Origin of the sequence: Rubrivivax sp. JA1026 (assembly GCF_011065555.1) — a bacterium.
Classification (GTDB): Bacteria; Pseudomonadota; Gammaproteobacteria; order Burkholderiales; family Burkholderiaceae_C; genus Rubrivivax; species Rubrivivax benzoatilyticus.
In genome coordinates this window covers 148,577-172,108 of the sequence record NZ_JAALCQ010000007.1, presented here as the reverse complement: position 1 = coordinate 172,108, position 23,532 = coordinate 148,577, and the positions used below count along the sequence as shown (strand labels likewise).

23 protein-coding genes are annotated in these 23,532 nt (G+C 70.0%); 8 read left to right on the top strand and 15 right to left on the bottom strand.

Going from position 1 to position 23,532, the window contains the following annotated elements; all coding sequences use genetic code 11:
* Position 1: 1 nt before the first annotated feature.
* The 4 genes from pyrF to bchE all read right to left on the bottom strand — a co-directional run bounded on the left by pyrF (position 2) and on the right by bchE (position 4,584).
* On the bottom strand, positions 2-823 hold the full coding sequence (gene pyrF / locus G5B56_RS13400; RefSeq protein ID WP_009856150.1) for an orotidine-5'-phosphate decarboxylase: 822 nt from the start codon (positions 821-823) through the stop codon (positions 2-4).
* Complete coding sequence (gene purB, locus G5B56_RS13395; RefSeq protein WP_009856151.1) at positions 820-2,190, bottom strand: adenylosuccinate lyase; 1,371 nt, start codon at positions 2,188-2,190, stop codon at positions 820-822. The genes pyrF and purB overlap by 4 nt, the downstream gene beginning before the upstream one ends.
* 142 nt (positions 2,191-2,332) lie before the next feature.
* Positions 2,333-2,920, bottom strand: coding sequence for a bacteriochlorophyll 4-vinyl reductase (bchJ, locus tag G5B56_RS13390; protein ID WP_164963509.1), 588 nt, complete (start codon positions 2,918-2,920; stop codon positions 2,333-2,335).
* The gene (bchE, locus tag G5B56_RS13385; RefSeq protein WP_009856153.1) at positions 2,917-4,584 is read right to left on the bottom strand and encodes a magnesium-protoporphyrin IX monomethyl ester anaerobic oxidative cyclase; all 1,668 of its coding nucleotides are present in this window, start codon (positions 4,582-4,584) and stop codon (positions 2,917-2,919) included. Before bchE ends, bchJ begins: the two co-directional genes overlap by 4 nt.
* A gap of 200 nt (positions 4,585-4,784) precedes the next feature.
* Here bchE and G5B56_RS13380 point away from each other — a divergent pair, with 200 nt between their 5' ends.
* Positions 4,785-5,774 carry a BMP family protein gene (locus G5B56_RS13380; protein WP_009856154.1) on the top strand — a complete coding sequence of 330 codons (990 nt, stop codon included), beginning with the start codon at positions 4,785-4,787 and terminating at the stop codon, positions 5,772-5,774.
* Positions 5,775-5,896: 122 nt separating this feature from the next.
* Positions 5,897-6,325 (top strand): hypothetical protein, encoded by a 429-nt coding sequence (locus G5B56_RS13375; RefSeq protein ID WP_009856155.1) that lies wholly within the window; start codon positions 5,897-5,899, stop codon positions 6,323-6,325.
* Positions 6,326-6,418: 93 nt separating this feature from the next.
* Here the strand turns inward: G5B56_RS13375 and G5B56_RS13370 are convergent, their stop codons facing one another.
* Entirely contained in the window at positions 6,419-7,372 is a 954-nt protein-coding gene (locus G5B56_RS13370; protein WP_240920812.1) for a DUF3667 domain-containing protein, read from the bottom strand.
* A gap of 7 nt (positions 7,373-7,379) precedes the next feature.
* On the opposite strand from G5B56_RS13370, the gene G5B56_RS13365 reads away from it, so the two are divergent.
* From G5B56_RS13365 to G5B56_RS13355, 3 genes are read left to right on the top strand one after another with little or no spacing between them, the layout of a single operon-like run.
* Positions 7,380-8,876 (top strand): ABC transporter ATP-binding protein, encoded by a 1,497-nt coding sequence (locus G5B56_RS13365; protein ID WP_164963508.1) that lies wholly within the window; start codon positions 7,380-7,382, stop codon positions 8,874-8,876.
* On the top strand, positions 8,866-9,927 hold the full coding sequence (locus G5B56_RS13360) for an ABC transporter permease (RefSeq protein WP_164963507.1): 1,062 nt from the start codon (positions 8,866-8,868) through the stop codon (positions 9,925-9,927). The genes G5B56_RS13365 and G5B56_RS13360 overlap by 11 nt, the downstream gene beginning before the upstream one ends.
* Complete coding sequence (locus G5B56_RS13355) at positions 9,924-10,859, top strand: ABC transporter permease (RefSeq protein ID WP_164963506.1); 936 nt, start codon at positions 9,924-9,926, stop codon at positions 10,857-10,859. The genes G5B56_RS13360 and G5B56_RS13355 overlap by 4 nt, the downstream gene beginning before the upstream one ends.
* A gap of 181 nt (positions 10,860-11,040) precedes the next feature.
* Here G5B56_RS13355 and G5B56_RS13350 read toward each other — a convergent pair whose 3' ends face one another.
* The 6 genes from G5B56_RS13350 to G5B56_RS13325 form a co-directional block, all read right to left on the bottom strand.
* Entirely contained in the window at positions 11,041-11,694 is a 654-nt protein-coding gene (locus tag G5B56_RS13350) for a phosphoribosylanthranilate isomerase (protein WP_164963505.1), read from the bottom strand.
* Positions 11,691-13,019, bottom strand: coding sequence for a thymidine phosphorylase (locus G5B56_RS13345; RefSeq protein WP_164963504.1), 1,329 nt, complete (start codon positions 13,017-13,019; stop codon positions 11,691-11,693). Before G5B56_RS13345 ends, G5B56_RS13350 begins: the two co-directional genes overlap by 4 nt.
* A 13-nt stretch (positions 13,020-13,032) precedes the next feature.
* Complete coding sequence (locus G5B56_RS13340; protein ID WP_164963503.1) at positions 13,033-14,724, bottom strand: bifunctional UDP-sugar hydrolase/5'-nucleotidase; 1,692 nt, start codon at positions 14,722-14,724, stop codon at positions 13,033-13,035.
* Positions 14,724-15,464, bottom strand: coding sequence for a deoxyribose-phosphate aldolase (gene deoC, locus G5B56_RS13335; RefSeq protein WP_164963502.1), 741 nt, complete (start codon positions 15,462-15,464; stop codon positions 14,724-14,726). The genes G5B56_RS13340 and deoC overlap by 1 nt, the downstream gene beginning before the upstream one ends.
* A 376-nt stretch (positions 15,465-15,840) precedes the next feature.
* Positions 15,841-16,794 (bottom strand): retron St85 family RNA-directed DNA polymerase, encoded by a 954-nt coding sequence (locus G5B56_RS13330; RefSeq protein WP_164963501.1) that lies wholly within the window; start codon positions 16,792-16,794, stop codon positions 15,841-15,843.
* Entirely contained in the window at positions 16,791-17,705 is a 915-nt protein-coding gene (locus G5B56_RS13325; RefSeq protein ID WP_164963500.1) for a retron St85 family effector protein, read from the bottom strand. Before G5B56_RS13325 ends, G5B56_RS13330 begins: the two co-directional genes overlap by 4 nt.
* Before the next feature lie 309 nt (positions 17,706-18,014).
* Between G5B56_RS13325 and G5B56_RS13320 the strand changes: the two genes are divergently transcribed.
* The 3 genes from G5B56_RS13320 to G5B56_RS13310 all read left to right on the top strand — a co-directional run bounded on the left by G5B56_RS13320 (position 18,015) and on the right by G5B56_RS13310 (position 19,813).
* Positions 18,015-18,317, top strand: coding sequence for an addiction module antidote protein (locus tag G5B56_RS13320; protein ID WP_206023524.1), 303 nt, complete (start codon positions 18,015-18,017; stop codon positions 18,315-18,317).
* Between the two features lie 47 nt (positions 18,318-18,364).
* Positions 18,365-18,568: a type II toxin-antitoxin system VapB family antitoxin gene (locus G5B56_RS13315; protein WP_164963499.1), complete on the top strand. Its 204-nt coding sequence runs from the start codon at positions 18,365-18,367 to the stop codon at positions 18,566-18,568.
* Between the two features lie 342 nt (positions 18,569-18,910).
* Positions 18,911-19,813 carry an amino acid ABC transporter substrate-binding protein gene (locus tag G5B56_RS13310; protein WP_164963498.1) on the top strand — a complete coding sequence of 301 codons (903 nt, stop codon included), beginning with the start codon at positions 18,911-18,913 and terminating at the stop codon, positions 19,811-19,813.
* A 13-nt stretch (positions 19,814-19,826) separates the two neighbouring features.
* On the opposite strand, the gene G5B56_RS13305 is transcribed toward G5B56_RS13310, so the two are convergent.
* From G5B56_RS13305 to G5B56_RS13290, 4 genes are read right to left on the bottom strand one after another with little or no spacing between them, the layout of a single operon-like run.
* Entirely contained in the window at positions 19,827-20,636 is an 810-nt protein-coding gene (locus G5B56_RS13305) for a purine-nucleoside phosphorylase (RefSeq protein ID WP_164963497.1), read from the bottom strand.
* Positions 20,633-21,058, bottom strand: coding sequence for a cytidine deaminase (locus G5B56_RS13300; protein WP_206023522.1), 426 nt, complete (start codon positions 21,056-21,058; stop codon positions 20,633-20,635). Before G5B56_RS13300 ends, G5B56_RS13305 begins: the two co-directional genes overlap by 4 nt.
* Positions 21,058-22,026: an ABC transporter permease gene (locus G5B56_RS13295; RefSeq protein ID WP_164963496.1), complete on the bottom strand. Its 969-nt coding sequence runs from the start codon at positions 22,024-22,026 to the stop codon at positions 21,058-21,060. Before G5B56_RS13295 ends, G5B56_RS13300 begins: the two co-directional genes overlap by 1 nt.
* Positions 22,019-23,119: an ABC transporter permease gene (locus G5B56_RS13290; protein WP_164963495.1), complete on the bottom strand. Its 1,101-nt coding sequence runs from the start codon at positions 23,117-23,119 to the stop codon at positions 22,019-22,021. The genes G5B56_RS13295 and G5B56_RS13290 overlap by 8 nt, the downstream gene beginning before the upstream one ends.
* Positions 23,120-23,532 lie beyond the last annotated feature (413 nt).

The window sequence follows — 23,532 nt, the reverse complement described above, 5'->3', positions numbered from 1 at the left end:
GCTACGAGCCGCGTTCGCGCTGCAGCAGCTCGCGGGTGGCCTCGGCGACACGCCGGGCCGCGGCGGCGAAGTCCTCGCCCGCGCTCGCGTACAGCACGGCACGCGACGAGTTGACGATGATCGGCCCGTCGGGGCGCCAGCCGGCACGCACCGTGGCCGCCGCGTCGCCGCCCTGGGCGCCGACGCCGGGGATCAGCAGCGGCACCGTCGGCGCGATCGCGCGCACGCGGGCGATCTCCTCCGGGAAGGTGGCACCGACGACCAGGCCCAGGCGGCGGTCACGGTTCCACGGGCCGGCGGCCAGACGCGCGACACGCTCGTACAGGCGTTCGCCGCCGTCGAGCAGCTGGTTCTGCAGGTCGCTGCCGCCGGGGTTGGAGGTGCGGCACAGCAGGATCAGGCCGCGGCCGTCCCAGCGCAGATAGGGCTCGATCGAGTCGAAGCCCATGTACGGCGACAGCGTCACCGCGTCGGCGTCGTAGCGCTCGAAGGCCTCGCGCGCGTACTGCTCGGCGGTCGAGCCGATGTCGCCGCGCTTGGCATCCAGGATCACCGGCACGCCGGGCGCGACGCGCCGGATGTGGGCCACCAGGCGTTCGAGCTGGTCCTCGGCGCGGTGTGCGGCGAAGTAGGCGATCTGCGGCTTGAAGGCGCAGACGAGGTCGTGCGTGGCGTCGACGATCGCGGCGCAGAAGTCGTGGATGCGCGTCGCGTCGCCCTTCCAGGCGCCGGGGAAGCGCGCCGGCTCGGGGTCGAGCCCGACGCACAGCATCGACGCCTGGCGCGCCGTCGCGTCGGCCAGCCGGTCGATGAAAGACGTCATGCTTTATGCGCCAGCTGCACCGCCCGGCCGATGTAGTTGCCCGGCGTCATCGCCTTGAGCCGCTCGCGTTCGCCGGCGGGCAGCGCGTCCAGGCTGTCGATGAAGGCGTGGAAGGTCTCGCGCGTGACGGCGCGGCCGCGCGTCAGCTCCTTGAGCTGCTCGTAGGGGTTGGGCAGGCCGTGGCGGCGCATCACCGTCTGCACGGCTTCGGCCAGCACTTCCCAGGCGCCGTCCAGGTCGGCGGCGAGCGCGGCTTCGTTGAGCTCCAGCTTGTCCAGGCCGCGCAGCAGGCTGTCGTGGCCCAGCACCGCGTAGCCCAGCGCCACGCCCATGTTGCGCAGCACCGTGCTGTCGGTCAGGTCACGCTGCCAGCGGCTGATCGGCAGCTTCTGCGACAGATGCGTCAGCAGCGCGTTGGCCAGGCCGTAGTTGCCTTCGGCGTTCTCGAAGTCGATCGGGTTGACCTTGTGCGGCATCGTGCTCGAGCCGATCTCGCCCGCCTTGGTCTTCTGCTTGAAGTAGCCCAGCGAGATGTAGCCCCAGACGTCGCGCGCGAAGTCGATCAGGATGGTGTCGCAGCGGGTCACGGCGTCGAACAGCTCGGCCATGTAGTCGTGCGGCTCGATCTGGATCGTGAACGGGTTGAACACCAGGCCCAGGCGGTCCTCGACGACCTGGCGGCTGAAGGCCTCCCAGTCGAACTCGGGCCAGGCGGCGATGTGGGCGTTGTAGTTGCCCACCGCGCCGTTCATCTTGGCCCGCAGCGGCACCGAGGCGATGACGTCGCGGGCGCGCGTCAGCCGCGCGACGACGTTGGCGATCTCCTTGCCGACGGTCGTCGGGCTGGCGGTCTGGCCGTGGGTGCGGCTGAGCATCGGCACCGCGGCGAAGCCGTGCGCCATCTTGCGCAGGCGCTCGATCAGCGCATCCAGCGCCGGCAGCAGCACGGTGTCGCGCGCGGCCTTCAACATCAGCGCGTGGCTGGTGTTGTTGATGTCCTCGCTGGTGCAGCCGAAGTGCACGAACTCGCCGGCCGTCTTCAGCTCGGGCTCATGCTCGATGCGCGCCTTGATCCAGTACTCGACCGCCTTGACGTCGTGATTCGTCGTGCGCTCGATGTCCTTGATCGCCTGGGCGTCGGCCTCGCTGAAACGCAGCGCCAGGCTGCGCAGCAGGCCGCGTGCGGCTTCGGACAGCGGCTTGAACTCGGCGAAACCGGCGTCCGACAGCGCGATGAACCACTCGACCTCGACCTGCACACGCCGGTGCATCAGGCCGAACTCGCTGAGCAGCGGGCGCAGCGCGGCGAGTTTGGCGGCGTAACGGCCGTCGAGAGGGGAGAGGGCGGTCAGGGCGGTCAGGGTCATCGCGGGCGCGCCGGGCAGGCGGAAATGGCGGCGGCCGTCGCGAAGACGGCCGGACGTCCCCCATCAAGGGGTATTGCAGATTCTAGGCCGTGTCCTGTGACACCTTGCCGGCGTTTTCCGCGCCGGGCCGCGCATCAGGCGTCTACCAGGTCAGCTCGAAGCGGCACTCGGTGTCGCCGCAGGCCTCGCAGGCCACCTCGCGGGCCTGCGCATTGCGGTGCACGAGCACCGTGAAGAGGCGCTCGAAGGTGCCGGTGTAGAAGTCGCAGGCGGGCTCGTCGGCCTGCCAGCCGCGGCACAGCGGGTTGTCGCGGATCGTCAGCACGCAGGGGCGGCCGACGACGTAGCTGAAGCGGCCGCTGCCGGCGAAGGTCCAGGAGTTGCGGCTGATCGCGGTGAGCAGCACGCGCGCGGCCAGCGGGGCCGGCATCAGCTTGAGCAGCACCTGCACCGGCTTGGGGATGCGCCGGGCGAGCAGGTAGTCGGCGGTGCGCACGCCGGCGGCGTGCGCGATCTCGCGCGCGGCCGCCGGGCCCAGCGACTCGCGCAGCACGCCGTGCAGGCGGCGCACCTCCGCCTCGTCGACCATCGACTCCGGCGGGGTGGTCAGGTAGTTCACCAGGCCGGCACGGTCGAACAGCCGCCGCGTCAGGTCGGTGCCGACCCGCGAGGGCAGCACCTCCGCGACGCGGATGATGGCGTTCGGACCGATGCGGCCGGCGACGTTCACGACGCGCGCGCCTCCGTGGCGGCCTGCTGCTCTTCGGTCAGCTGCTCGGTGCCGCCGCCGCAGGCCATGGCCTTCGCCGCGATCTCGAAGTTCTCGTCGCCCTTGCGGCGCTTCATCTCGATCTTCGGGCCGTGCATCGTGACCCAGCCGTCGTCGACGCGCGACAGCGCGTCCGCGGTCTGGGCGTCGATGCGGCGCTCCTTGTCGAAGCTGAAGTTGACCACCTTCTTGGACTGCGGGCCCCAGTAGCCGACGCGGCCCAGGTCGTAGAACTTGCGTTCGAAACCGCTCTTCAGGAACGCCTTCAGGCAGCCCATCAGGTACTTGCGGCGCAGCTTGTCCTTCGTGAACGGGTACTGCAGGAACGCCTTGTTCATGAAGAACCGGCGGTAGTTGTTCATCACCCGGTCCAGCAGCTCGCCGCGGTCCATCGCGTCGGGCTTCATGATCGGGGTCACGAAGTTGTACTTCTCGAAGTCGAAGACCTCGACCTTGTCGCCGAGTTCCTGGAACAGGTCGGAGAACGGCCACGGCGTGTACATCGCCCAGTTGGCCATGTCCGGGTTCCAGTCGCGCGCCATCCGGTACGTCTCTTCCAGCGTCTCGGCGGTCTCGTTCTCGAGGCCGACGATGAACTGGGCTTCGGTGACGATGCCGTTGTCCTTCAGGAGCTGGATCGCGCGCTTGTTCTGCTCGATCGTGGTCTCCTTGTTGAACATGTCGAGCTTGAGCTGCGCGGCGGCCTCGGTGCCCAGCGAGACGTGGATCAGGCCGGCCTTGCGGAACAGCGGCAGCAGCTTCTCGTCGCGCAGGATGTCGGTGACGCGGGTGTTGATGCCCCACAGCACGCCGAGGTCGCGCTTGATCAGCTCTTCGCAGAACTCGATGAACTTCTTGCGGTGGATCGTCGGTTCCTCGTCGGCGAGGATGAAGAAGCCGACGTCGTGCTGCTTGACCAGGACCTCGATCTCGTCGACCACCTTCTTCGGGTCACGGATGCGGTAGTCGCGCCAGAACTTCCACTGGCTGCAGAACGAGCAGGTGAACGGGCAGCCGCGCGCGAAGTTCGGGATCGCGACGCGCTTGTTCATCGGGATGTAGATGTACTTGTCCCACTCGAGGATGCCCCAGTCCGGCGTGATGCGGTCCAGGTCCTCGATCGGCGGCTCGGCCGGCGTGGCGACCACCTTGCCGTCCGGCGTCGCGAAGGCGATGCCGTTGACGCAGTTGCGGTCGGCCATGAAGCGGCCCTGGTCGACGGCGGTGACCAGGTTCAGCATGACCTGCTCGCCTTCGCCGCGCACGATGGCGTCGATCCACGGCGCTTCCTTGAGCACCTGCGGATACATGAACGTGCCGTGGATGCCGCCGAGCACCGTGACGATGTCGGGGTTCACTTCCTTGACGATCTGCAGCGTGCGCTCGGCCTTGTAGATCGCCGGGGTGATCGCGGTGCAGCCGACGATGTCGGGCTTGAGCGTCGTGATCTTCTCGCGGACCTGGTCTTCGCTCAGGTCGTTGGTCATCGCGTCGACGAAGATGACGTCCGTGTAGCCGCCCGCCTTGAGGTAGCCAGCCAGGTACGCCACCCACGCGGGAGGCCAGTTGCCGGCGATCTCGGCACCGCCGGAGTGATAGTTGGGGTGGATGAACAGCACACGCATGGAAACGGCTCCTCGCGATTCGGACTCGCACGGTAGGCGGGCACCCTGATTTCAGTTTTGCCCTAAGTCAATGACGCGCGACAGTCGCACTGACAACCCAGCCTGACACTCTTGGCGGCCGTCAAGTGCGTCAAGGCATGGCCCTTGCTAAAGTGGGCCGGTTGTCGTCGTCACATACCGATACAGCCCCAGGAGCCCTGATGAAGATCACCCGCCGCATCACCCTGCTCGCCGCCGCTTCGCTGGCGGCCGCCGTCGCCGTCCCGGCCTTCGCGCAAACCAAGCTGAAGGTCGCCGCCATCTACACCGTGCCGGTCGAGCAGCAGTGGGTGAGCCGCATCGACAAGGCGCTGAAGGCCGCCGCGGCGCGTGGCGAGGTCGAGTACGTGTTCAGCGAGAACGTCGCCAACGCCGACTACGAGCGTGTGATGCGCCAGTACGCCGAAGCCGGCAACGTGCTGATCGTCGGCGAGTCCTTCGCCGTCGAGACCGCCGCGCGCAAGGTCGCCAAGGACTACCCGAAGGTCGCCTTCCTGATGGGCAGCTCGGGCAAGCCGCAGGCGCCGAACTTCGGCGTCTTCGACAACTACATCCAGGAGCCGGCCTACCTCACCGGCATGATCGCCGCCGGCATGAGCAAGAGCGGCAAGATCGGCATGGTCGGCGGCTACCCGATCCCCGAGGTCAACCGCCTGATGAACGCCTTCATCGCCGGCGCCAAGGAAGTGAACCCGAAGGTCGAGTTCTCGATCAGCTTCATCAACAGCTGGTTCGACCCGCCGAAGGCCAAGGAAGCCGCCTTCGCGATGATCGACAAGGGCGCCGACGTGATGTACGCCGAGCGTTTCGGCGTCAGCGACGCCGCCAAGGAGCGCAAGGTGCTGGCGATCGGCAACGTCATCAACACCCAGGCCCAGTACCCCGACACGGTGGTCGCCTCGGCGCTGTGGAACATGGAGCCGACGATCGACGCCGCGCTCAAGGCGGTGAAGGCCGGCGCCTTCAAGGCCGAGGACTACGGCCGCTACTCGACGATGAAGTTCAAGGGCTCCGAGCTGTCGCCGCTGGGCACGTTCGCGAAGAAGGTCCCGGCCGACCTCGTCGCCAAGGTCCAGGCCAAGGAGAAGGCCATCCTCGACGGCAGCTTCGTCGTCAAGGTCGACGACAGCCAGCCCAAGGCCGGCAAGTGACGCGGCCCGGGGGAACCGCCTGGTTCCCCCGGCGCGTTCGCGCTTAGCATGCCGCCCGGGCGCACGACGCCCGCCCGCGGGCTCACGCCCCCTCTCGCCAACAAGACGAAGAAGCGCCTTCCATGACCCGTGCCCTGCTCTGTGCCGCCGTTCTCGCCGTCGCCGCGCCGTTCGCGTCGGCCGCCACCGCCCCGACCTACGACATCGAGGACTTCTCGACCGCCGCGCTGATCGACAAGCCGACCGTGATGGCGGCCTGGAAGGAGGCGCTGCCCACCGAGCGTCTGGTCAAGCTCTACCCGAAGGCCAAGTGGGGTTTCCTCAGCCAGGTCGAGGGCGGCGTCGTCGACGGCAAGCTGTGTGTCGTCACCGCGCGCGTGACGCTGCTGCCCAAGACCTCGCCGACGCGGCGTTTCGTCTGGGAGCCGGCCAAGAGCTCGACGGTCTTCGACGGCCGCCCGGTCGCCTCGGCCGCCGAGTGCAGCGCGCTGGCGCAGGACCGGCTGAAGGACGCGCTGCGTTCGCTGGTCTCCAGCCTGGTCAAGAGCTGAGCCTGGACGCAGGACGCCGGAAGGCGTTCTGCGCCTGCCGAAGGCCATCGCGCGACTGCACGCACGAGGGCTGAGGTCCGGAGCGCCGCGGCCTCAGGCCAGCAGCGCCCACAGCGCCGCGAACATGGTCGCGGTGACCAGCGTCGTGAAGTAGAACGTCGCCAGGACGCTGGCGCGCAGCGCCTGCGTCCACCAGCGGCCGCCGTAGACGCGGCGCAGCGCCAGCCAGGTGTAGACCGGCACGGCCAGCCACGCCACGAGCTGCAGGCCGCCCAGCGGCAGCAGCGTCACGCCCAGCATCAGGAACCAGAACGCGTGCAGGTGCAGCGCGAAGACGAGGTGCTCGGTGTAGCGCAGCCGCCGGTTGCGGTAGGCGATCGCCAGCCCGGCCGCGAAACACGGCAGCAGCACGAACATCATCGGGCCGACGGCGTCGGTCAGCCGGGCCTTGAGCCCGCTCGTGTCGTTGGCCAGCGCCGCCGGCCCGATGCCCAGGCGCTGCTCCAGCCGCTTGCAGACCGCCGCCGGCACGTTGCGGCACTCGAAGCCCTCGCCGCCCGGCTTGATGCCGACCTGCATGCTGGCGCCGCCGACGCTGAGCTCGATCTTCGGCGCCTCGCCCTTGTCGACCTGCAGCGCCGGTTGCGGCGTGCTGGGGTCGAGCAGCGTGGACACACGCACCGCCAGCAGCACCAGCACGCTGATCGTCAGGTACAGCCGCAGCGGCAGCACGTAGTGCTTGCGCCGGCCACGCAGGTACTGGCGCGTCAGCTCGCCGGGGCGGCGCAGCAGCAGCGCCAGCGTGCGCCACATCGCGCCTTCGGTCGACAGGTAGGCGCCGCCGAACTGCTGCACGAACTCGCCGACGGTCGGCGCACGCACCCGCGTCTCCTGGCCGCAGTGCGGGCAGAACTTGGGTGTCGGCTCGGGCAGCGGCTGCTCGCAGTTGGGGCAGGAGTCCAGGATGTGTGCTTCAGGTGGCGGGCGGCCTTGATGGTAGCGGCCGCCCCGGCGCCCGCCCGGGCTGGCGCGCTTCGTGCGTGACAATCCGACGATGTCTGCGAGTCCCCCGGTCCTGCGCCTGAAGGGCGTCACCAAACGCTTCGGCCCCCTGGTCGCCAACGACGGCATCTCGCTGGATCTGGACCGCGGCGAGGTGCTCGCGCTGCTCGGCGAGAACGGCGCCGGCAAGAGCACGCTGGTGTCCATCCTCTTCGGCCACTACGTCGCCGACGAAGGTTCGATCGAGGTCGACGGCCGCACGCTGCCGCCGGGCCAGCCGAAGGCGGCGCTGGCCGCCGGCATCGGCATGGTGCACCAGCACTTCACGCTGGCCGACAACCTGAGCGTGCTCGACAACGTGATGCTCGGCACCGAGCCGCTGTGGCAGCCGTTCACGCGCCGCGGCGACTGGCGCCGCCGCCTGCTCGACGCCGCGCAGCGTTTCGGCCTGCAGGTCGACCCCGACGCGCGCATCGCCGAGCTGTCGGTGGGCGAGCGCCAGCGTGTCGAGATCCTGAAAGCCCTGGTGCGCGGCGCGCGCATCCTGATCCTCGACGAGCCGACCGCGGTGCTGACGCCGCAGGAGAGCGAGTCGCTGTTCGCGACGCTGGCGCAGATGGTCGAAGGCGGCCTGTCGATCATCTTCATCAGCCACAAGCTCGACGAGGTGCTGCGTGTCAGCGACCGCATCGCCGTGCTGCGCGGCGGCAAGCTGATCGCCGTGCTGCCGGCCGAAGGCGCGAGCAAGGCCGACCTGGCCGAGGCGATGGTCGGCCGCACGGTCGCCCCGGCGGTGAAGACGCGCCACGAACCCGGCCCGGTGGTCTGCGAGCTGCCGGGCACGACGCTCTCGATCCGCGCCGGCGAGGTCTTCGCGGTCGCCGGGGTCGCCGGCAACGGCCAGCAGGCGCTGGCCGAGGCGCTGTGCGGCGAGCACGCGCCACCCGGTGGCGCCGTGCGGCTGGACGGCCAGGCGCTGCCGCCGTCGCCGCGGCGTTTTGTCGAAGCCGGCGTCGCGCGCATCCCCGAAGACCGCCACGCCGTCGGTGTCGTCGGCGACCTGCCGATCTGGGAGAACGCGGTGCTCGAGCGCCACGCCAGCCCGGCCTTCGCCCGCTGGGGCGTCGTGCGCCGCGCCGCCGCGCGCGCCTTCGCACGCGAGGTCGTCGAACGTTTCGACGTGCGCGGCGGCGGCCTGGACACGACGACGCGCTCGCTGTCGGGCGGCAACATGCAGAAGCTGATCCTCGGCCGCGCGCTGCGGGGCAGCGGCACGACGCCGCGGCTGGTCGTCGCCAACCAGCCGACCTGGGGCCTGGACGTCGGCGCCGTCGCCTACGTGCACCAGCAGCTGCTCGACGCCTGCGCCGCCGGCGCCGCGGTGCTGCTGATCAGCGAAGACCTGGACGAGATCTTCGCGCTCGCCGACCGTGTCGCCGTCATCTGCCACGGCGTGCTCGGCGCGCCGCGTGCCGCGGCCGACTGGACGCTGGCCGACATCGGCCTGGCGATGGCCGGTGCCGGCCGGGAGGTGGCGCATGCGGCTTGAACGACGCACCGAGGTGCCGCGGGTGCTGCTCGTCGCCGCGCCGCTGGCCGCCGTGGCCTTCACGCTGCTCGTGACCTCGCTGCTGGTGGCCTGGGCCGGCGCGCCGGTCGGCCGGGCCTATGCGCTGCTGCTCGAAGGCGGCTTCGGCTCGCGCTTCGCGATCACCGAGACGCTGACCCGCGCCACGCCGCTGATCTTCACCGGGCTGGCCGCCGCGGTCGCGTTTCGCGCGCGGCTGTTCAACATCGGCGCCGAAGGCCAGCTCTACGCCGGCGCGCTGGCGGCGGTGGCCGTCGGCGGGCTGCACGACGGCGTCGGCTACGAGATCGCGCCGGCGCTGCTCTTCGTGCTGATGTTCGCTGCCGCCGCGCTGGCCGGCGCATTGCTGCTGCTGGGGCCGGCGCTGCTGAAGAGCCGCTTCGGCGTCGACGAGGTCGTGACGACGCTGCTGCTGAACTTCATCGTGCTGCTCTTCGTCTCGGCGATGCTCGACGGCACGATGAAGGACCCGATGGCCATGGGCTGGCCGCAGAGCGTGGCGCTGCAGGACGCGCTGCAGCTCGACAAGCTGCTCGAACGCAGCCGCGTGCACACCGGCCTCGTCGCCGCCGTCGTGCTGGCCGTCGCGCTGTGGGCGCTCTTGAAGTACACGACGCTGGGCTTCCAGATCCGCGCCGTCGGCGCCAACCCGCGCGCCGCACGTTTCGCCGGCATGCCGGTGGGCTGGACGACGGTGAAGGTGGCGCTGCTGTCGGGCGCGCTGGCCGGGCTGGCCGGCGCCGTCGAGGTCGCCGGGCGCACCGGCTACGTCACGCTGGACATGAGCCCGGGCTACGGCTACAGCGGCATCGTCATCGCGATGCTGGCGATGCTGAACCCGCTGGCCGTCGTCGCCGCCGCGGTCTTCGTCGCCGGCATGCTGGTCGGCGCCGACAGCATGAGCCGCGCCGTCGCCGTGCCGACCTACATCGCCGACGTCATCGTCGCCGTGTCGCTGATCAGCGTGCTGGTGGCGACGATGCTGACCCAATATCGAGTTCGCAGAGCATGAGCGAAACGCTTGATTTGCTGATGGCCGCGCCCTTCTGGGTGGCGGTGCTGCGCATCGCGACGCCGCTGGTGCTGGGCACGCTGGGCGTGCTGATGTGCGAACGCGCCGGGGTGCTGAACCTCGGCATCGAGGGGATCATGGTCGCCGGCGCCTTCGCCGGCTGGCTGGCGGTCTACCAGGGCGCGGGGCTGTGGACCGGCGTCGCCGTCGCCGCGGCGGTCGGCGCCGTCTTCGGCCTGCTGCACGGCGGCCTGACCGTCGTGCTCGGGCTGTCGCAACACGTCGCCGGGCTGGGCATCACGCTGCTGGCGACGAGCCTGGCGAGCTTCGCCTACCGCGTCGGTTTCCCCAAGGTCGAGACGCCACCGACGATCCAGCCCTTCGAGCCGATGTCCTGGCTGCCGATTCCCGTGCTGAACGAGCAGACGCCGCCGGTGCTGCTGGCGCTGCTGGGGGTGCCGGCGATCGCCTGGTTCCTCTACCGCACGCCGCTGGGGCTGGCGGTGCGCATGGTCGGCGAGAACCCGGCCGCCGCCGAAGGCCAGGGCCTGAACGTCGTGCGCCTGCGCCTCGGTGCGGTGGCTGCCGGCTCGGCGCTGATGGGCGTGGCCGGCGCCTTCCTGACGCTGTCGGCCTTCAACGCCTTCTACTTCAACATGGTCAACGGCCGCGGCTGGGTCTGCGTGGCGCTGGTCGTGTTCGCGTCCTGGCGGCCGGGCAAGGCGCTGGCCGGCGCGCTGCTGTTCGCCTTCTTCGACGCGCTGCAGCTGCGCCTGCAGCAGGCCGGCGGCGGTGTCTTCGGCGTCGAGCTGCCGTATCAGGTCTACCTGATGCTGCCGTACGCGATGGCGATCGTCGCGCTGGTCGTGATGGCGCGGCGCGCCGCGTATCCGCAGGCTTTGATGAAGCCGTACCGCCAGGGCGAACGCTAGGAGTTCGCGCGGCGGCGCGAACTCCTAGCCTGCGGCTGAACCTTGGGCTCCCCCGAGCCCCCTCCGGGAGGGTGCTCCCGCTCGTTCGACGGCTCCCTCCAGCCTCCCTCCGCGAGGGAGGCTCCAGTCAGTCTGACGAGGGGAGGCGCTCGCGGGCCTGCTCTTGCGTTCCCATGCCGGTCTAATCCTTCAGCGCGGCGAAGAACGCGGCCAGCTTGCGGTCGTCGAGCTGGCCGTTGCAGCGCACGCCGCTGCACAGGTCCAGGCCGTAGGGCTGCACCGTCTCGACGGCCTGGCGCACGTTGGCCGGGTTCAGGCCGCCGGCCAGGACCAGCGGCAGCGGGCCGATCGTGTCGCGGATGCGCCGGCTGATCGCCCAGTCGTGGCGCCGGCCGGTGCCGCCCAGCTCCTTGACCGCCAGCGCCGGGTTGCCCGAGTCGAGCAGGATCGCGTCGACATACGGCGCCACGGCCACCGCCTCGGCTATCGACGCTTCGCCGGTGACGTGGATCACCTGCACGATCTCGACGTCCGGGCACAGCCTGCGCAGCGCCTGCAGCTCTTCGACGGCCACCGCGTCCACCAGCTGCAGCGTCGTCGTGCCGGCGGCGGCGTGCTGCGCGGCGATCGAGGCCGCGTCGGTGCGGCAGGTCAGCAAGAAGGTGCGTGTCGGCGGCGGCACTGCGGCGGCGATCTCGGCGATCGTCGCGTCGGCGATCACGCCGGGGCCGCTGGGCATCGCCGACACCAGGCCCAGCGCCGAGGCGCCGGCCGCGACCGCGCGCCGCGCTTCGTCGACGCTGGCGATGCAGCAGATCTTGACCACAGGCTTCATGCACTGTCTCCGTCAATCCGTTGATGCAGCCAGGGCGGCGGTGGCGGTGCCGTGTCGGCCAGCGTGACGGCGGCCTGCACGGCGGCCACGGCACGCGCGGCGCTGTCTTCGTCGGCCGCATGCACGCGCGCCAGCGGCTCGCCGGCGCGGCGTGTCTCGCCCAGCGCGACCATCTCGTCCAGGCCGACACGCGGGTCGACGACGTCGCCGCCACGGCGCCGGCCGCCGCCGAGTTCGACGATCGCATAACCCAGCGCGCGCGCGTCGATCGCGGCGACGACGCCGTCGCGCAGCGCCGGCACCTCGGCGATGACCGGCGCGGTGGCCAGCCGCGCATTCTTCAGCACGTCGGCCGGGCCGCCGAGCCCGGCGACCATCGCCGCGAAACGTTCCGCCGCCGCGCCGCTGGCCAGCGCCTGGCGCGCCGCGGCCAGCGCCGCCGCTTCGTCGGCCTGCAGCGCGCCCAGCACCAGCAGCCGCGCCGCCAGACCGAGCGTGACGTCGAGCAGCCGCGCGTCGCCCGGCTCGCCGCGCAGCAGCGCCAGGCATTCGGCGACTTCCAGCGCATTGCCGGCCGTGCGGCCCAGCACCTGGTTCATGTCGGTGACCAGCGCCGCCGCGGCCAGCCCGGCGCCGCGCGCGGTGTCGACCAGGCTGGTGGCCAGCGCCTGCGCCGCCGCCGCGTCGCGCATGAAGGCGCCGCTGCCGACCTTGACGTCGAGCACCAGCGCGTCCAGCCCGGCCGCGAGCTTCTTGCTGAGGATGCTGGCGGTGATCAGCGGCAGCGACTCGACGGTGGCCGTGACGTCGCGGATGGCGTAGAGCCGGCGGTCGGCCGGCGCCAGGCGCGCGGACGCGCCGACGATGGCGCAGCCGGCCGTGCGCAGCACCGCGTGCAGGCGTTCGGGCGACGGGTCGACGCCGTAGCCGGGCAGCGCCTCCAGCTTGTCCAGCGTGCCGCCGGTGTGGCCCAGGCCGCGGCCGCTGATCATCGGCACCAGGCCACCGCAGGCGGCGACGATGGGGGCCAGCAGCAGGCTGGTCTTGTCGCCCAGGCCGCCGGTGCTGTGTTTGTCCAGCACCGGGCGGCCGAAACCGGCCCAGCGCAGGCGCTCGCCCGAGTCGGTCATCGCCTGCGTCAGCGCCACCGTCTCGGCGCGTTCCATGCCGCGCAGCAGCACGGCCATCGCCAGCGCGGCGACCTGGGCGTCGCTCCAGCGCGCCTCGCCTTCGGGCGCGGTCAGCCCGGCGACGAAGGCGCGGATCTCGGTGTCGGACAGCACGCGACCGTCGCGCTTGTTGGCGATCACTTCGGCAGCCAGCATCGTGTTTCCTCGTTCAGCGGCGGCGCACGGCGCGTGCGTTCTGCGGCGGCTGCAGCCCGGGGTGGCGGCCCAGGTAGTCGGCCAGCGCGTCGGCGTCGCCGATGCCGACGACACGCTCGCGGCCGTCGCGCAGCATCGGGAAACGGTCGCCACCTTCGGCGAGGTAGCTGTTGACCGTCAGGCGCACCGGCTGATCGGGCGTGACCGGCTGGCCGTCGAGCGTCAGCGAGCCCGGCAGCAGCCGCGCGCCGGGCGGGCGCGTGGCGTCCCATTCGTACCGCAGGCCGCGCGAGGCCTGCAGCACACGCGGGCGCTCGCCTTGGAACTGCTGCTCCAGCAGCGCCGCCAGCTGCGCGCCGCTGATCGTCATCGTCACCAGCCGGTTGCCGAAGGGCTGGGCCTCGAACACGTCCTCGTAGCGCACGCGGCCGTCGGCGGGTTTGAGGATCGGGCTGCGCAGCCCGCCGGGGTTGGTCAGCGCGAGTTGGGCGCCGGCGGCGCGCGTGGCGGCGAGCTGCGCGTCGGCGACGACGCGCCCCAGCACCGACTCGCCCGAGTCGTCGCTCTCGCGTGTCAACGACGCGGCGATGCTGCCCACCACGCGTTTGGCCAGCGGCGCGGCCAGGCGTTCGTAGGCGGCGATCAGCGCCGTCTGGCCGGCGTCGGGCGCGAAGCGGCGCGTGTCGACGACGACGTTGTGCGCCTGCGAGCGCAGCACCTCGCCGCTGGCGCGGTCGAGCTCCAGGTCGATGGCCGTGACCAGCGTGCCGTAGCGGTCGCCGCTGGTGACCAGCCGCCCGTCGACGCGGCAGACGTAGGCGCGGTGCGTGTGGCCGCTGACGACGACGTCCACCGCCGGGTGCAGCCGCGGCACGATGCGCGTGATGGCGCCGCGCAGGTCGCCGCAGCCGTCGCGCCCGCCGTCGGCCTCGCCGCCTTCGTGCAGCAGCACGACGATGGCCTGCACGCCCTGGCGCTGCAGCTCGGGCACCAGCGCGTTGACGGTCTCGGCCTCGTCGCGGAACGCCAGCCCGGCCACGCCGGCGGGCGAGACGATCTGCGGCGTGCCCTTCAGCGTGAGGCCGACGAAAGCCACCGGCACGCCGTCGAAGCGGCGGATGGCGTACGGCGGCAGCAGCGTCTGGCCGGTGGCTCGCACGACGGTGCTGGCCGCCAGGTACTGGAAGCCGGCGCCGGCGAACGGCCTGGGCCCGCGGCAGCCGTCCACCGGATGGCAGCCGCCGCGCTGCAGGCGCAGCAGCTCGTCGGCGCCGTCGTCGAACTCGTGGTTGCCGACGGCGGCGTAGGCCAGGCCCATCGCCGACAGCGACTCGACCGTCGGCTCGTCGTGGAACAGCGCCGACAGCAGCGGCGACGCGCCGACCAGGTCGCCGGCGGCGACGAAGACGTGGTTCGGGTGCCCGGCCGCCAGCTCGCGCACCGCGCTGGCCATGGCCGCGGCGCCGCCGGCCGGGATGCTGCGGCTGCGCGCCGGGTCGGCCGGGTCCACCTCGCGATAACCGCCGGGCGGCGGCAGCAGGTGGCCGTGGAAGTCATTGATCGCCAGCAGGCGAAGCGGCACGGTGGCCGCGGGGGCGGTGGTGGGCGGGGCGGCGGGCGGTGCCGCGGCGCAGCCGCCCAGCAGCGCGGCGGCCAGCGCCAGCGCGGCGAGCACCGGCTGCGCGGCCGGCCGGCGTGCGGCCATCAGTAGCTGCCGGCCGCCGCCGGCCGCGCCGTGCCGCCGATCACGGCCTGCAGGTCGTCGAGCAGGCTGCTGGCGCCGATGCGAAAGCGCGCCGGCGTCGGCTGGCCGAGCGCCGCACGCGCCAGGTAGACGTAGTTCTGCGCCTGCTCGGCGGTGCGGATGCCGCCCGAGACCTTGAGCCCCGCCTGGCGGTAGCCGCCGCTGTTGATGGCGGTGAGCAGCAGGCGCGCGGCGTCGATCGTCGCGCCGTGGGGCGTGCGGCCGGTGCTGGTCTTCAGGAAGTCGGCGCCTGCGTCGAGCGCGATGCGTGCGGCGTTGCGGATCAGCAGCGGGTCGCGCAGTTCGCCGGTCTCGAGGATGACCTTCAGCGTGCGGCCGCGTGTTTCGCGCCGCACCTGGGCGAGCAGCGTGCGCGCCTGGTCCAGCGCCTGCCAGGGCATCACGACGTCGACCTCGTCGCCGCCGGCGGCCACGATCTCGGCCGCCTCGCGCACGGCGCGTTCGACATCGGTGCTGCCGTCCGGAAAGTTGGCCACCGCCGCCACTTTGACGGCCGGCGGCAACGCCGCGCGCGCCTGCGCCACGAACCGCGGCCAGACGCACACCGCCGCCACCCGCCCCTGCGGCCCCTCGGCGCGCTGGCACAGGCGCTCCACGTCAGCCGCCGTGTCGGCGTCGTTCAGGCTCGTCAGGTCCAGACAGGCGAGCGCGGTGCGGGAGGTGGCGATCAGGTCTTTCATTTCGGGTGGGGGACGGGGATGGGTGTCGGGGTGGAGTTTGACACCGGGGCGTTGTCGGTTGGTTGATGGCGCAGTGGTTGGCGGCGCCCTGCCTTTTGTTTGGTTGCGCGTGGCGGGTGATGGTTTGCGGTGCGTCGGTGCTTATCGCGTGCGAGCGCCGAGGCGTGCCGCGGCCGCCGGGTGGCCGGTTCCGGTCATGTCCCCCGGCCCGGCTGCGCCGGGCCTCCTCCTAATACTTCCCTACACCGGCCACCCGACGTCCGCGGCAGGGCGTGCTCAAGCCATCTTCTACGCAAACAACCCGATGCTCATAGTTTGAGATGCGGGTAAAGCAGATGATCTCAGTGGTTAAGCAGTGACTGAGGGCGCCTTTGTCTTATGTGTTTTCTTGCTTTCCCCGTAGCCGTGCAATTTCCTCGAAGTAGCGGAATGAAAGGCGAGTGAACAGGCGAGGGTCAGCGTGCTGTACGAAGGCCAGATGGCCTACGAGTCGAGGCACGTCATCGGCGGATATGCTGCCATTTGCAAAGTGCTTCAACAGCAGGCGGACGTGGTCTCTATATTTTGGGTGAACTCGGACTAGGCCGTCCTGGTTGATGCGGAGCCCAGTTACCAGAGTTGAGCCCCCGCGTCGACTCATGAAGCGGGTCTTCTTGGAATTTATTGCTAGCCTGGGGCTGGTTGTCCTTATTAGAGTTTCCTGAAGCGTATCGAGAAATGACCTACATGCGCCAGGCTTGTCGCTTGAAAATACAAAATCATCTGCGTATCTGGTGAGGCGCGCTTGGCCAAATTTTGTGGGGTCGATGTTAATTTTGTTCAGTAGCGCGACATCAATATTGCGCATAACTGCGTTTGCTATGGCGGGAGATGTCGGGTATCCGATTGGTAGGCGCCCGTCTCTATCAAAGCAGCATCGTTGGATAAAATCGAAGAAGCCAGCCTCTGCTGTAAAAGGTGGCAGTTCAATTGGGCTGCTCTTTATGGCCAGCACGAGGTCGCTTGAGCGAATCGAAGGAAAAAACTCCTTGATGTCGACTCTGATCGAATATAGAGACGCCTTGTGTTCGCTAGCGTTCTTTAGGATCGACGCGTCTTTTCGGAATGCTGTGGCAATCGGGCTAATCGGCAGCTTTGAGATGACTTCGTTGTTAAGCCAAGCAAGGACCAGTTTGAGTTCTGCTGCGGGTTGAATAATTATCCTCTCGCCGCCTGATCTCTTCTTGACTTTTATTTTTCTGAACCGAATGTGAGCGAGGTCCACCGCTGATTTAATGATCTCGGTGGGTACGTTGGTCTTTTCTCCGATGAGTGCGGGGAAATCGGTCATCGGGGCAATCTCGCTGGTTGGTTTTGTAAGTGAAAACTCCGAAATGTTGATAAGAGAGCGCTGGTTTTGAAGTTGTACTGTAAGAACGCTGTTCCGACTGTTGATTCATAAACCCAGCTCCCGTTGGCGTCAAAGCTTCGAATAAGCTCTGCCGAGCGGAGTACACCTAGCAGTTTCTTTAGCGTGTCGTAGCTTTTCTTGCCGAAAGCGGCCACGAAGAATTCGACTAGCTCCTCGTGGCTTATGGGGCCGGTTAGCAGTACGATGTCGTGAACAAAATAGAGGCTGACTTTCTTTGCCTCAAGTGCAGAAATGTCCCCGGCAACACGGGTTCCTCGACTTGCTGGCTTGACATCGATTGCGGCCTTTAATTCGTTGAACGTGGCGCCAATTCCATCGATGTTGTAGACCCCATCTGGTGCCATGGGGTACCACAGTACGGGTGACTTTACCTCGTTCGCTGCGGCAATGGGTCCGGTGTTAATAAATGAGTTCTGGGTTTTGAACTCTGAGTTATTAACGATAATCAGCTTCTTGCGGAAGTTTTGATGCGCAAATGCGCCGAGTTCGCAGAACGCGCTTGGGCTTTCGAGGACGATAAGAATTTTGTCGGCAATGTCAGAGATTTCGTGCTCAAGGTCGAGTACGTTCTTTGAATGGCCGATCTTCGTGAGCTCGTTAAATACGGCTTCGGCGTATATAACCCGATACTCGGGCGACAGCCTCTCGACGAATCGCTTAATCGCTTCTCGTCTTGCTGACGGCATGCCAGTTGATCTATTGGCGCCGCACAAGAACATAAGCTGATTTGATCGGGCCAAAAGAGGTGGGCTGGCCACGATGGCCAGCCCAAACTTTCTAACCCGAGCGCCGATTGCGCTGTTCTCTTGTTTGATCGCGCGTATCAGCATGCCTACTAGAGCGTCGATGGAGTCCGCTTCGGCTCCCTGCCGACTGGCGGGGAGCCGAAGCGGACTCCATCGCCAGATGGGCAAAAATGCAAGGCGGGTTGCGACCCGCAACCCGGTTCGACCGAGGTCGAACAATCGCTAGGCAGGAAGATTATGCTGCGCTCGTGCGGGGAAGCCAAGCCCGCTGTTGCCGGCGCCATAATCTAAAAGTAGCAACTGCCGGTCCGCCATGCCAGAGCTTTTCGCAATCTGGATAACGCCTCAGCGCGATGTCTTTCGACTGAGGCGAGAGGCGGAGCGAGCCCATTCATTGACCGAGACCAAGCCTCCGCCGAAGCGCCGGTCGACATCGACGCCGCGCGCTACCTCGACAACGACGACGCGATCGCCGAGTACTTGTCGGCCGCGCTCGAAGCGAACGACCCCGACTTCCTGCTGCTGGCGCTGGGCGACGTCGTGCGGGCCAAGGGCATGACGCAGGTCGCACGCGACGCCGGCCTGAGCCGTGAGAGCCTGTACAAGGCGCTGGCGCCGGGCGCCAAGCCGCGTTTCGAGACCGTCGCGAAGCTCGTACGCGCGCTGGGGCTGGAGTTCAAGGCCCTGCCTCGCTGAACGCAATGCACGACAGCCAAGCGAACCGTTCGACGGGAGCAACCCGAATGGCCACGAACCTAGCCATCGACCCCGAACTGCTCGAGCGCGCCTTCCGCGTCAGCGGCGAGCCGACGCCGGATGCGGCAGTGAATCTCGCCCTGAAGGAGTTCATCGCCCGGCGAGAGCAAGCGCGGGTGACAGGCCTCTTCGGCAAACTCGATCGGGACCCCGGCTACGACCACAAGGCCGAACGCAGCCGAAAGCAGTGAGCCTGTCGCCGGCCAGCGCCTTCCTAGCGCGCGCCCGCGCACCGGCTTCCTGATCGCGCCACACCTCTGCGCCGCCAGCCGGTCGTCGGGGCGTGTCCCGGAGTGAAGTATTAGGAGGAGGGCGGGCGCAGCCCGCCCGGGGGACATGAACGCAGGGACACGCCCCGGCGGCCGGCCCCCACCACTGCCGGCGGACGTGCACCACAACGACGCACCCGAGGCGAGCAATCGGTCACACCCCGCCGAACCGCCAACGACGCAGCACCCCCTGCTGGTCATGGGATGGACGCCGTCCGAGATTTACCATCTCGCCCTCCCCGATCTCCCGAAAGACGGCCCCCCATGGCGTCCCTGCGTTTCGGCCGGCTGGCAGTCATCACGCTGCTGGCGGCCTGCGGTGTTGCGAGTGCCCAGACCCCGGGCGACACGCTCAGCCGCATCAAGTCCACCAAGACCATCACCCTGGGCGTGCGCGAAGCGGCGCGGCCCTTCTCGTACCTCGACGAGAACAAGCGCCCGGTCGGCTACTCGGTCGACCTGTGCCTGGCCGCCGTTGAGGAGCTCAAGCGCGAGCTGAAGCTGCCCGAGCTGCAGGTCCAGTACAAGGTGGTCAGCGGCGCCGAGCGCATCCCCAAGCTGCTGGCGCGCGAGATCGACCTGGAGTGCGGCTCCACCACCAACACCAAGGCGCGGCAGGAGCAGGTGGCGTTCAGCTACACGATGTTCGTCGCCCAGATGCGCGTGCTGACGCCCAAGGACACGCCGGTCACGACGCTGAAGGACCTGGACGGCCTGCCGCTGGCGCTGAGCAAGGGCACGACGTCCGAGAAGCTCTTCTCCCGCCTGGCCGAGACCGAGGTCAACCTCAAGCTGCAGGTCTTCGGCAGCAACACCGAAGCCTATGCCGCGCTGAAGGCCGGCAAGGTGCGCGCGTTCGCGCAGGACGACGCGCTGCTGCAAGGCCTGGCCTCGGCCGACGGCGCGGCCGACAAGTTCCAGCTCAGCACGCTGGCGCTGTCGGTGGAGCCCTACGGCGTCATGGTGCGCAAGGAAGACAAGGCGCTGCTCGCCGCCGTCGACCGCACGCTGGCGCGCCTGTACGCCAGCGGCGAGGCCGACACGCTCTATCGCAAGTGGTTCGTCGGCGACAAGCTGGCCATCCGCATGAGCCGGATGACACGCGACAGCATCGTGCGCCCCAACAAGGAAGCCGGGGTCGCGATGGTGCTCGGTTACCAGCTCTAAAGAGGCGCGCTTTCTAGGCCGCGGCCAGCACCGGCAGCAGCGCCGCCAGCAGCCGCGCCGCGTCGTCGGCGCCGCCGCGCGCCACGGCCATCGTGTGCTCGTGGCTCAGCGTCTCGGCCGACAGGCCGGCGGCCATGTTGGTGAACATCGACAGCCCCAGCACGCGCAGCCCGGCGTGGCGCGCCAGGATGGTCTCGGGCACGGTGCTCATGCCCACCGCCTGCGCACCCATCGCCGCCAGCATGCGGATCTCGGCCGGCGTCTCGAACTGCGGCCCCAGCACCCAGGCGTAGACGCCTTCGGGCAGCGTGATGCCCTGGTCCGCCGCCACCTGGCGCGCGCGTTCGCGCAGCGCCGGGTCGTAGGCGCGGCCCATGTCGACGAAACGATCGTTGCCCGGCTCGCCGTGCAGCGGCGTGCGCTGCACGACGTTCAGGTGGTCGGCGATCAGCATCAACGAGCCCGGCGGCATCGCCGCGTCCAGGCTGCCGGCGGCGTTGCTCAGCACCAGCGTGCGGCAGCCGGCGGCGGCCAGCGAGCGGATGGCGCCTTTCATGCCGGCCGCGTCGCCGTCTTCGTAAGCGTGTTTGCGCCCGCGCAGCAGCCACACCGGCGTGCCGCGCACGCGCCCGGCGCGCAGCACGCCGGCATGGCCGGCGACGCCGAGCCGCGGGAAGGCCGGCAGCTCGGCATACGGCACGTCGACCGGGTCGTCGACCAGCGCGGCGATGCCGTCCCAGCCGCTGCCCAGCACGACGGCGACGGCGGGCGCCGGGCCCAGCGCGGCCAGGCGCTGCACGCTGGCGGCGATGCTCTCGTTCATGGCGTGTTCTCCTGCAGATGGTCGGGCCCGAAGGCCGCGGGCAGCAGCGCGCCCAGCGTGTGGCGCGCGGTGATGCCGTGTTCGTCGGCGCTCCAGACGGGGCAGTCGTCGGCGGCGAACTCGCGCAGCTTCTGGCGGCAGCCGCCGCAGGGCGTCAGCGGCCGCGGCCCGGCGCCCACGACGACGACGGCGCGCACGCGCCGGCCGCCGGCGGCCACCATCGCCGCCAGCGCCGAGGTCTCGGCGCACCAGCCCTGCGGGTAGGCGGCGTTCTCGACGTTGGCGCCGGCGTGCACACGGCCTTCGGCGTCCAGCAGCGCGGCGCCGACGGCAAAACGCGAGTAGGGCGCGTAGGCGTTCAGGCGCACTGCACGCGCGGCGTCGACCAGGCGCTGCATCGTCTCGTCGTCGGGCTGCTCCATCAGCGCTCCTTCACGTAGGGCCGGCCCAGCGCCGCCGGCGCGCGCGAGCGGCCGATGAAGCCGGCCAGCAGCACCACCGTCAGCAGATAGGGCAGCGCCTGGATGGCCTGCACCGGCACCGTGCCGACGAGCGGCAGCTCGGCGCCCTGCAGCCGGATCGACACCGCGTCGAGGAAGCCGAACAGCAGGCAGGCCGCCAGCGCGCCGGCCGGGTGCCACTTGCCGAAGATCATCGCCGCCAGCGCCATGTAGCCGCGGCCGGCGGTCATGTTCGGGATGAACGACGGGTTCTGCGCCAGCACCAGCGAGCAGCCGGCCAGCGCCGACAGCAGGCCGTTGAGCGCCAGCGCCTGGTAGCGCAGCAGCGCGACGCCGACCCCGGCCGCGTCGACCATCGCCGGGTTCTCGCCGACGGCGCGCAGCCGCAGCCCGAAACGGGTGCGCCACAGCAGCCACCAGACGGCGGCCACCAGCGCCAGCGCGCCGTAGACCAGCGCCGTGTGGCCGAACAGCGCCAGCGCCAGCCCCGGGCCGATGCCCGGCAGCCGCGCCACCTGCTCGCCCAGCGCGGTGAACCACGGGCCCAGGCGCACGGCGTCGGGCAGCGGCGGCGTCTGCCCGCCCTGCTGGAACCAGGCCAGCCCGAGCACGACGGTGGCGCCGGCGGCGGTCATCGTGATCGCCATGCCGAACACCACCTGGTCGCCGCCGTGCGTGACGCAGGCGTAGCCCTGCAGCATCGACAAGGCCAGGCCGACGGCCAGCGCCACGGCCAGCGCCGCCGGCAGCGACTGCGTCACCGCGCCGGTGGCGGCGGCGGAGAAGGCGGTCGCGAGCATCTTGCCTTCCAGGCCCAGGTCGATGACGCCGGCGCGTTCGGACAGCAGCCCGGCCAGCGCGCACAGGATCAGCGGCACCGACACCCGCAGCGTGCTCGCCACCAGCGAGCCGATCGCCAGCTCATCCACGCGCCGGCCTCCCGAACAGCCGCGCCAGCGCCGGCGCGCCGATGCGCGACATCGCCCCGGCGAACAGCACCACCAGCCCCTGCAGCAGCACGACCATGTCGCGCGAGAAACCGGGCAGCTCGAAAGCCAGCTCGGCGCCGCCCTGGTACAGCGCGCCGAACAGCAGCGACGCGAGCACGATGCCCAGCGGGTGGTTGCGCCCGATCAGGCTGACGGCGATGCCGACGAAACCGGCGCCGGCGACGAAGTCCGGGATCAGCCGGCCGTGCACGCCGGCGATCTCGTTGACCCCCACCCCCCCGGCCAGCGCGCCCGAGATCGCCATCGCCAGCAGCACCGTGCGCTTGGGCGCGATGCCGGCATAACGCGCGGCCTCGGGGGCGAAGCCGACGGCGCGGATGGCGTAGCCGGCGCGTGTCTTCCACAGCAGCGCCCAGACGCCGACCGCGGCGGCCGCGGCCAGCAGCAGCGACAGGTTCAGCGGCGTCTTCGGCCACTCGACGCCGATCCAGCCCAGCGCCTCGTGCAGCCCCGGCAGGTGCGCCGAGTCGGCGAAGGCGGCGCTCTCGGGCGTCATGTTGCCGGGCTCCTTCAGCGGCCCGACGAGCAGCCAGCCCAGCAGCGCCGCGGCGACGAAGTTGAACATGATGGTCGTGATGACGACGTGGCTGCCGCGCCAGGCCTGCAGCGCGCCCGGCACCGCCGCCCAGGCGCAGCCGCCGGCCGCCGCGGCGGCCACCATCAGCGGCAGCATCGCCCAGGCCGGCAGCACGCTGGAGGCGGCCAGCGCCACCAGCCCGGCGCACAGCCCGCCCAGCATCGCCTGGCCTTCGCCGCCGATGTTGAACAGCCCGGCGTGGTAGGCCACGGCCACCGACAGCCCGGTGAAGACGAAGGTCGTCGCGTAGTACAGCGTGTAGCCCCAGCCGATGCGGCTGCCGAACGCGCCCTGCGCCAGCAGCTTCATCACCTGCAGCGGCTCGAAGCCCACCAGCGCCATCACGCCGCCGGCCACCAGCAGCGCCGCCGCCAGGTTCACCAGCGGCAGCACGGCGACGTCGACCCAGCGGGGGAGGTCGGGGGTGCGGGTCATGCAGTGGCTCCAGTCGACTGCCGCGCATTCATGCATCGGCGCGTCCGCAGGCCGCCGATGCCGGAGGCAACGGCAAGACCGCTTGCCACCGCAGGCGCGAGAGCCGGCCGCCGGGGCGTGCCCCTGCGTTCATGTCCCCCGGGCGGGCAAGCCCGCCCTCCTCCTAATACTTCACTCCGGGACACGCCCCGACGCCCGGCTCCACCACTGCTGGTGGCGCACAGACAGGTGGTGCGGCACCGCTCGCTGTGGGCACGGCAGGGGGCCGTCGTTGGGGGCGACTTTCGCGGGTGAGCAGCGGAGGATTCGGGGTCGGCGCGCGCAGCGCGCATCGTGATCTGGCTCGCGGCCGACTGTTTGAGCGGAGCGAACGAAGTGAGCGCAGCGAGTTGGGCCGCGCGACCCCGAATCCG

Bases quoted from the DNA above. Each gene is read 5' to 3' on its own strand.
- G5B56_RS13340 (WP_164963503.1), bottom strand. From the start codon at position 14,724: ATGGCCGCACGCCGGCCGGCCGCGCAGCCGGTGCTCGCCGCGCTGGCG.
- pyrF (WP_009856150.1), bottom strand. From the start codon at position 823: ATGACGTCTTTCATCGACCGGCTGGCCGACGCGACGGCGCGCCAGGCG.
- G5B56_RS13355 (WP_164963506.1), top strand. From the start codon at position 9,924: ATGAGCGAAACGCTTGATTTGCTGATGGCCGCGCCCTTCTGGGTGGCG.
- G5B56_RS13350 (WP_164963505.1), bottom strand. From the start codon at position 11,694: ATGAAGCCTGTGGTCAAGATCTGCTGCATCGCCAGCGTCGACGAAGCG.
- G5B56_RS13365 (WP_164963508.1), top strand. From the start codon at position 7,380: ATGTCTGCGAGTCCCCCGGTCCTGCGCCTGAAGGGCGTCACCAAACGC.
- purB (WP_009856151.1), bottom strand. From the start codon at position 2,190: ATGACCCTGACCGCCCTGACCGCCCTCTCCCCTCTCGACGGCCGTTAC.
- deoC (WP_164963502.1), bottom strand. From the start codon at position 15,464: ATGAAAGACCTGATCGCCACCTCCCGCACCGCGCTCGCCTGTCTGGAC.
- G5B56_RS13315 (WP_164963499.1), top strand. From the start codon at position 18,365: ATGGCCACGAACCTAGCCATCGACCCCGAACTGCTCGAGCGCGCCTTC.
- G5B56_RS13305 (WP_164963497.1), bottom strand. From the start codon at position 20,636: ATGAACGAGAGCATCGCCGCCAGCGTGCAGCGCCTGGCCGCGCTGGGC.
- G5B56_RS13380 (WP_009856154.1), top strand. From the start codon at position 4,785: ATGAAGATCACCCGCCGCATCACCCTGCTCGCCGCCGCTTCGCTGGCG.
- G5B56_RS13300 (WP_206023522.1), bottom strand. From the start codon at position 21,058: ATGGAGCAGCCCGACGACGAGACGATGCAGCGCCTGGTCGACGCCGCG.
- G5B56_RS13360 (WP_164963507.1), top strand. From the start codon at position 8,866: ATGCGGCTTGAACGACGCACCGAGGTGCCGCGGGTGCTGCTCGTCGCC.
- G5B56_RS13290 (WP_164963495.1), bottom strand. From the start codon at position 23,119: ATGACCCGCACCCCCGACCTCCCCCGCTGGGTCGACGTCGCCGTGCTG.
- G5B56_RS13325 (WP_164963500.1), bottom strand. From the start codon at position 17,705: ATGCTGATACGCGCGATCAAACAAGAGAACAGCGCAATCGGCGCTCGG.
- bchE (WP_009856153.1), bottom strand. From the start codon at position 4,584: ATGCGTGTGCTGTTCATCCACCCCAACTATCACTCCGGCGGTGCCGAG.
- G5B56_RS13330 (WP_164963501.1), bottom strand. From the start codon at position 16,794: ATGACCGATTTCCCCGCACTCATCGGAGAAAAGACCAACGTACCCACC.
- G5B56_RS13310 (WP_164963498.1), top strand. From the start codon at position 18,911: ATGGCGTCCCTGCGTTTCGGCCGGCTGGCAGTCATCACGCTGCTGGCG.
- G5B56_RS13345 (WP_164963504.1), bottom strand. From the start codon at position 13,019: ATGCTGGCTGCCGAAGTGATCGCCAACAAGCGCGACGGTCGCGTGCTG.
- G5B56_RS13375 (WP_009856155.1), top strand. From the start codon at position 5,897: ATGACCCGTGCCCTGCTCTGTGCCGCCGTTCTCGCCGTCGCCGCGCCG.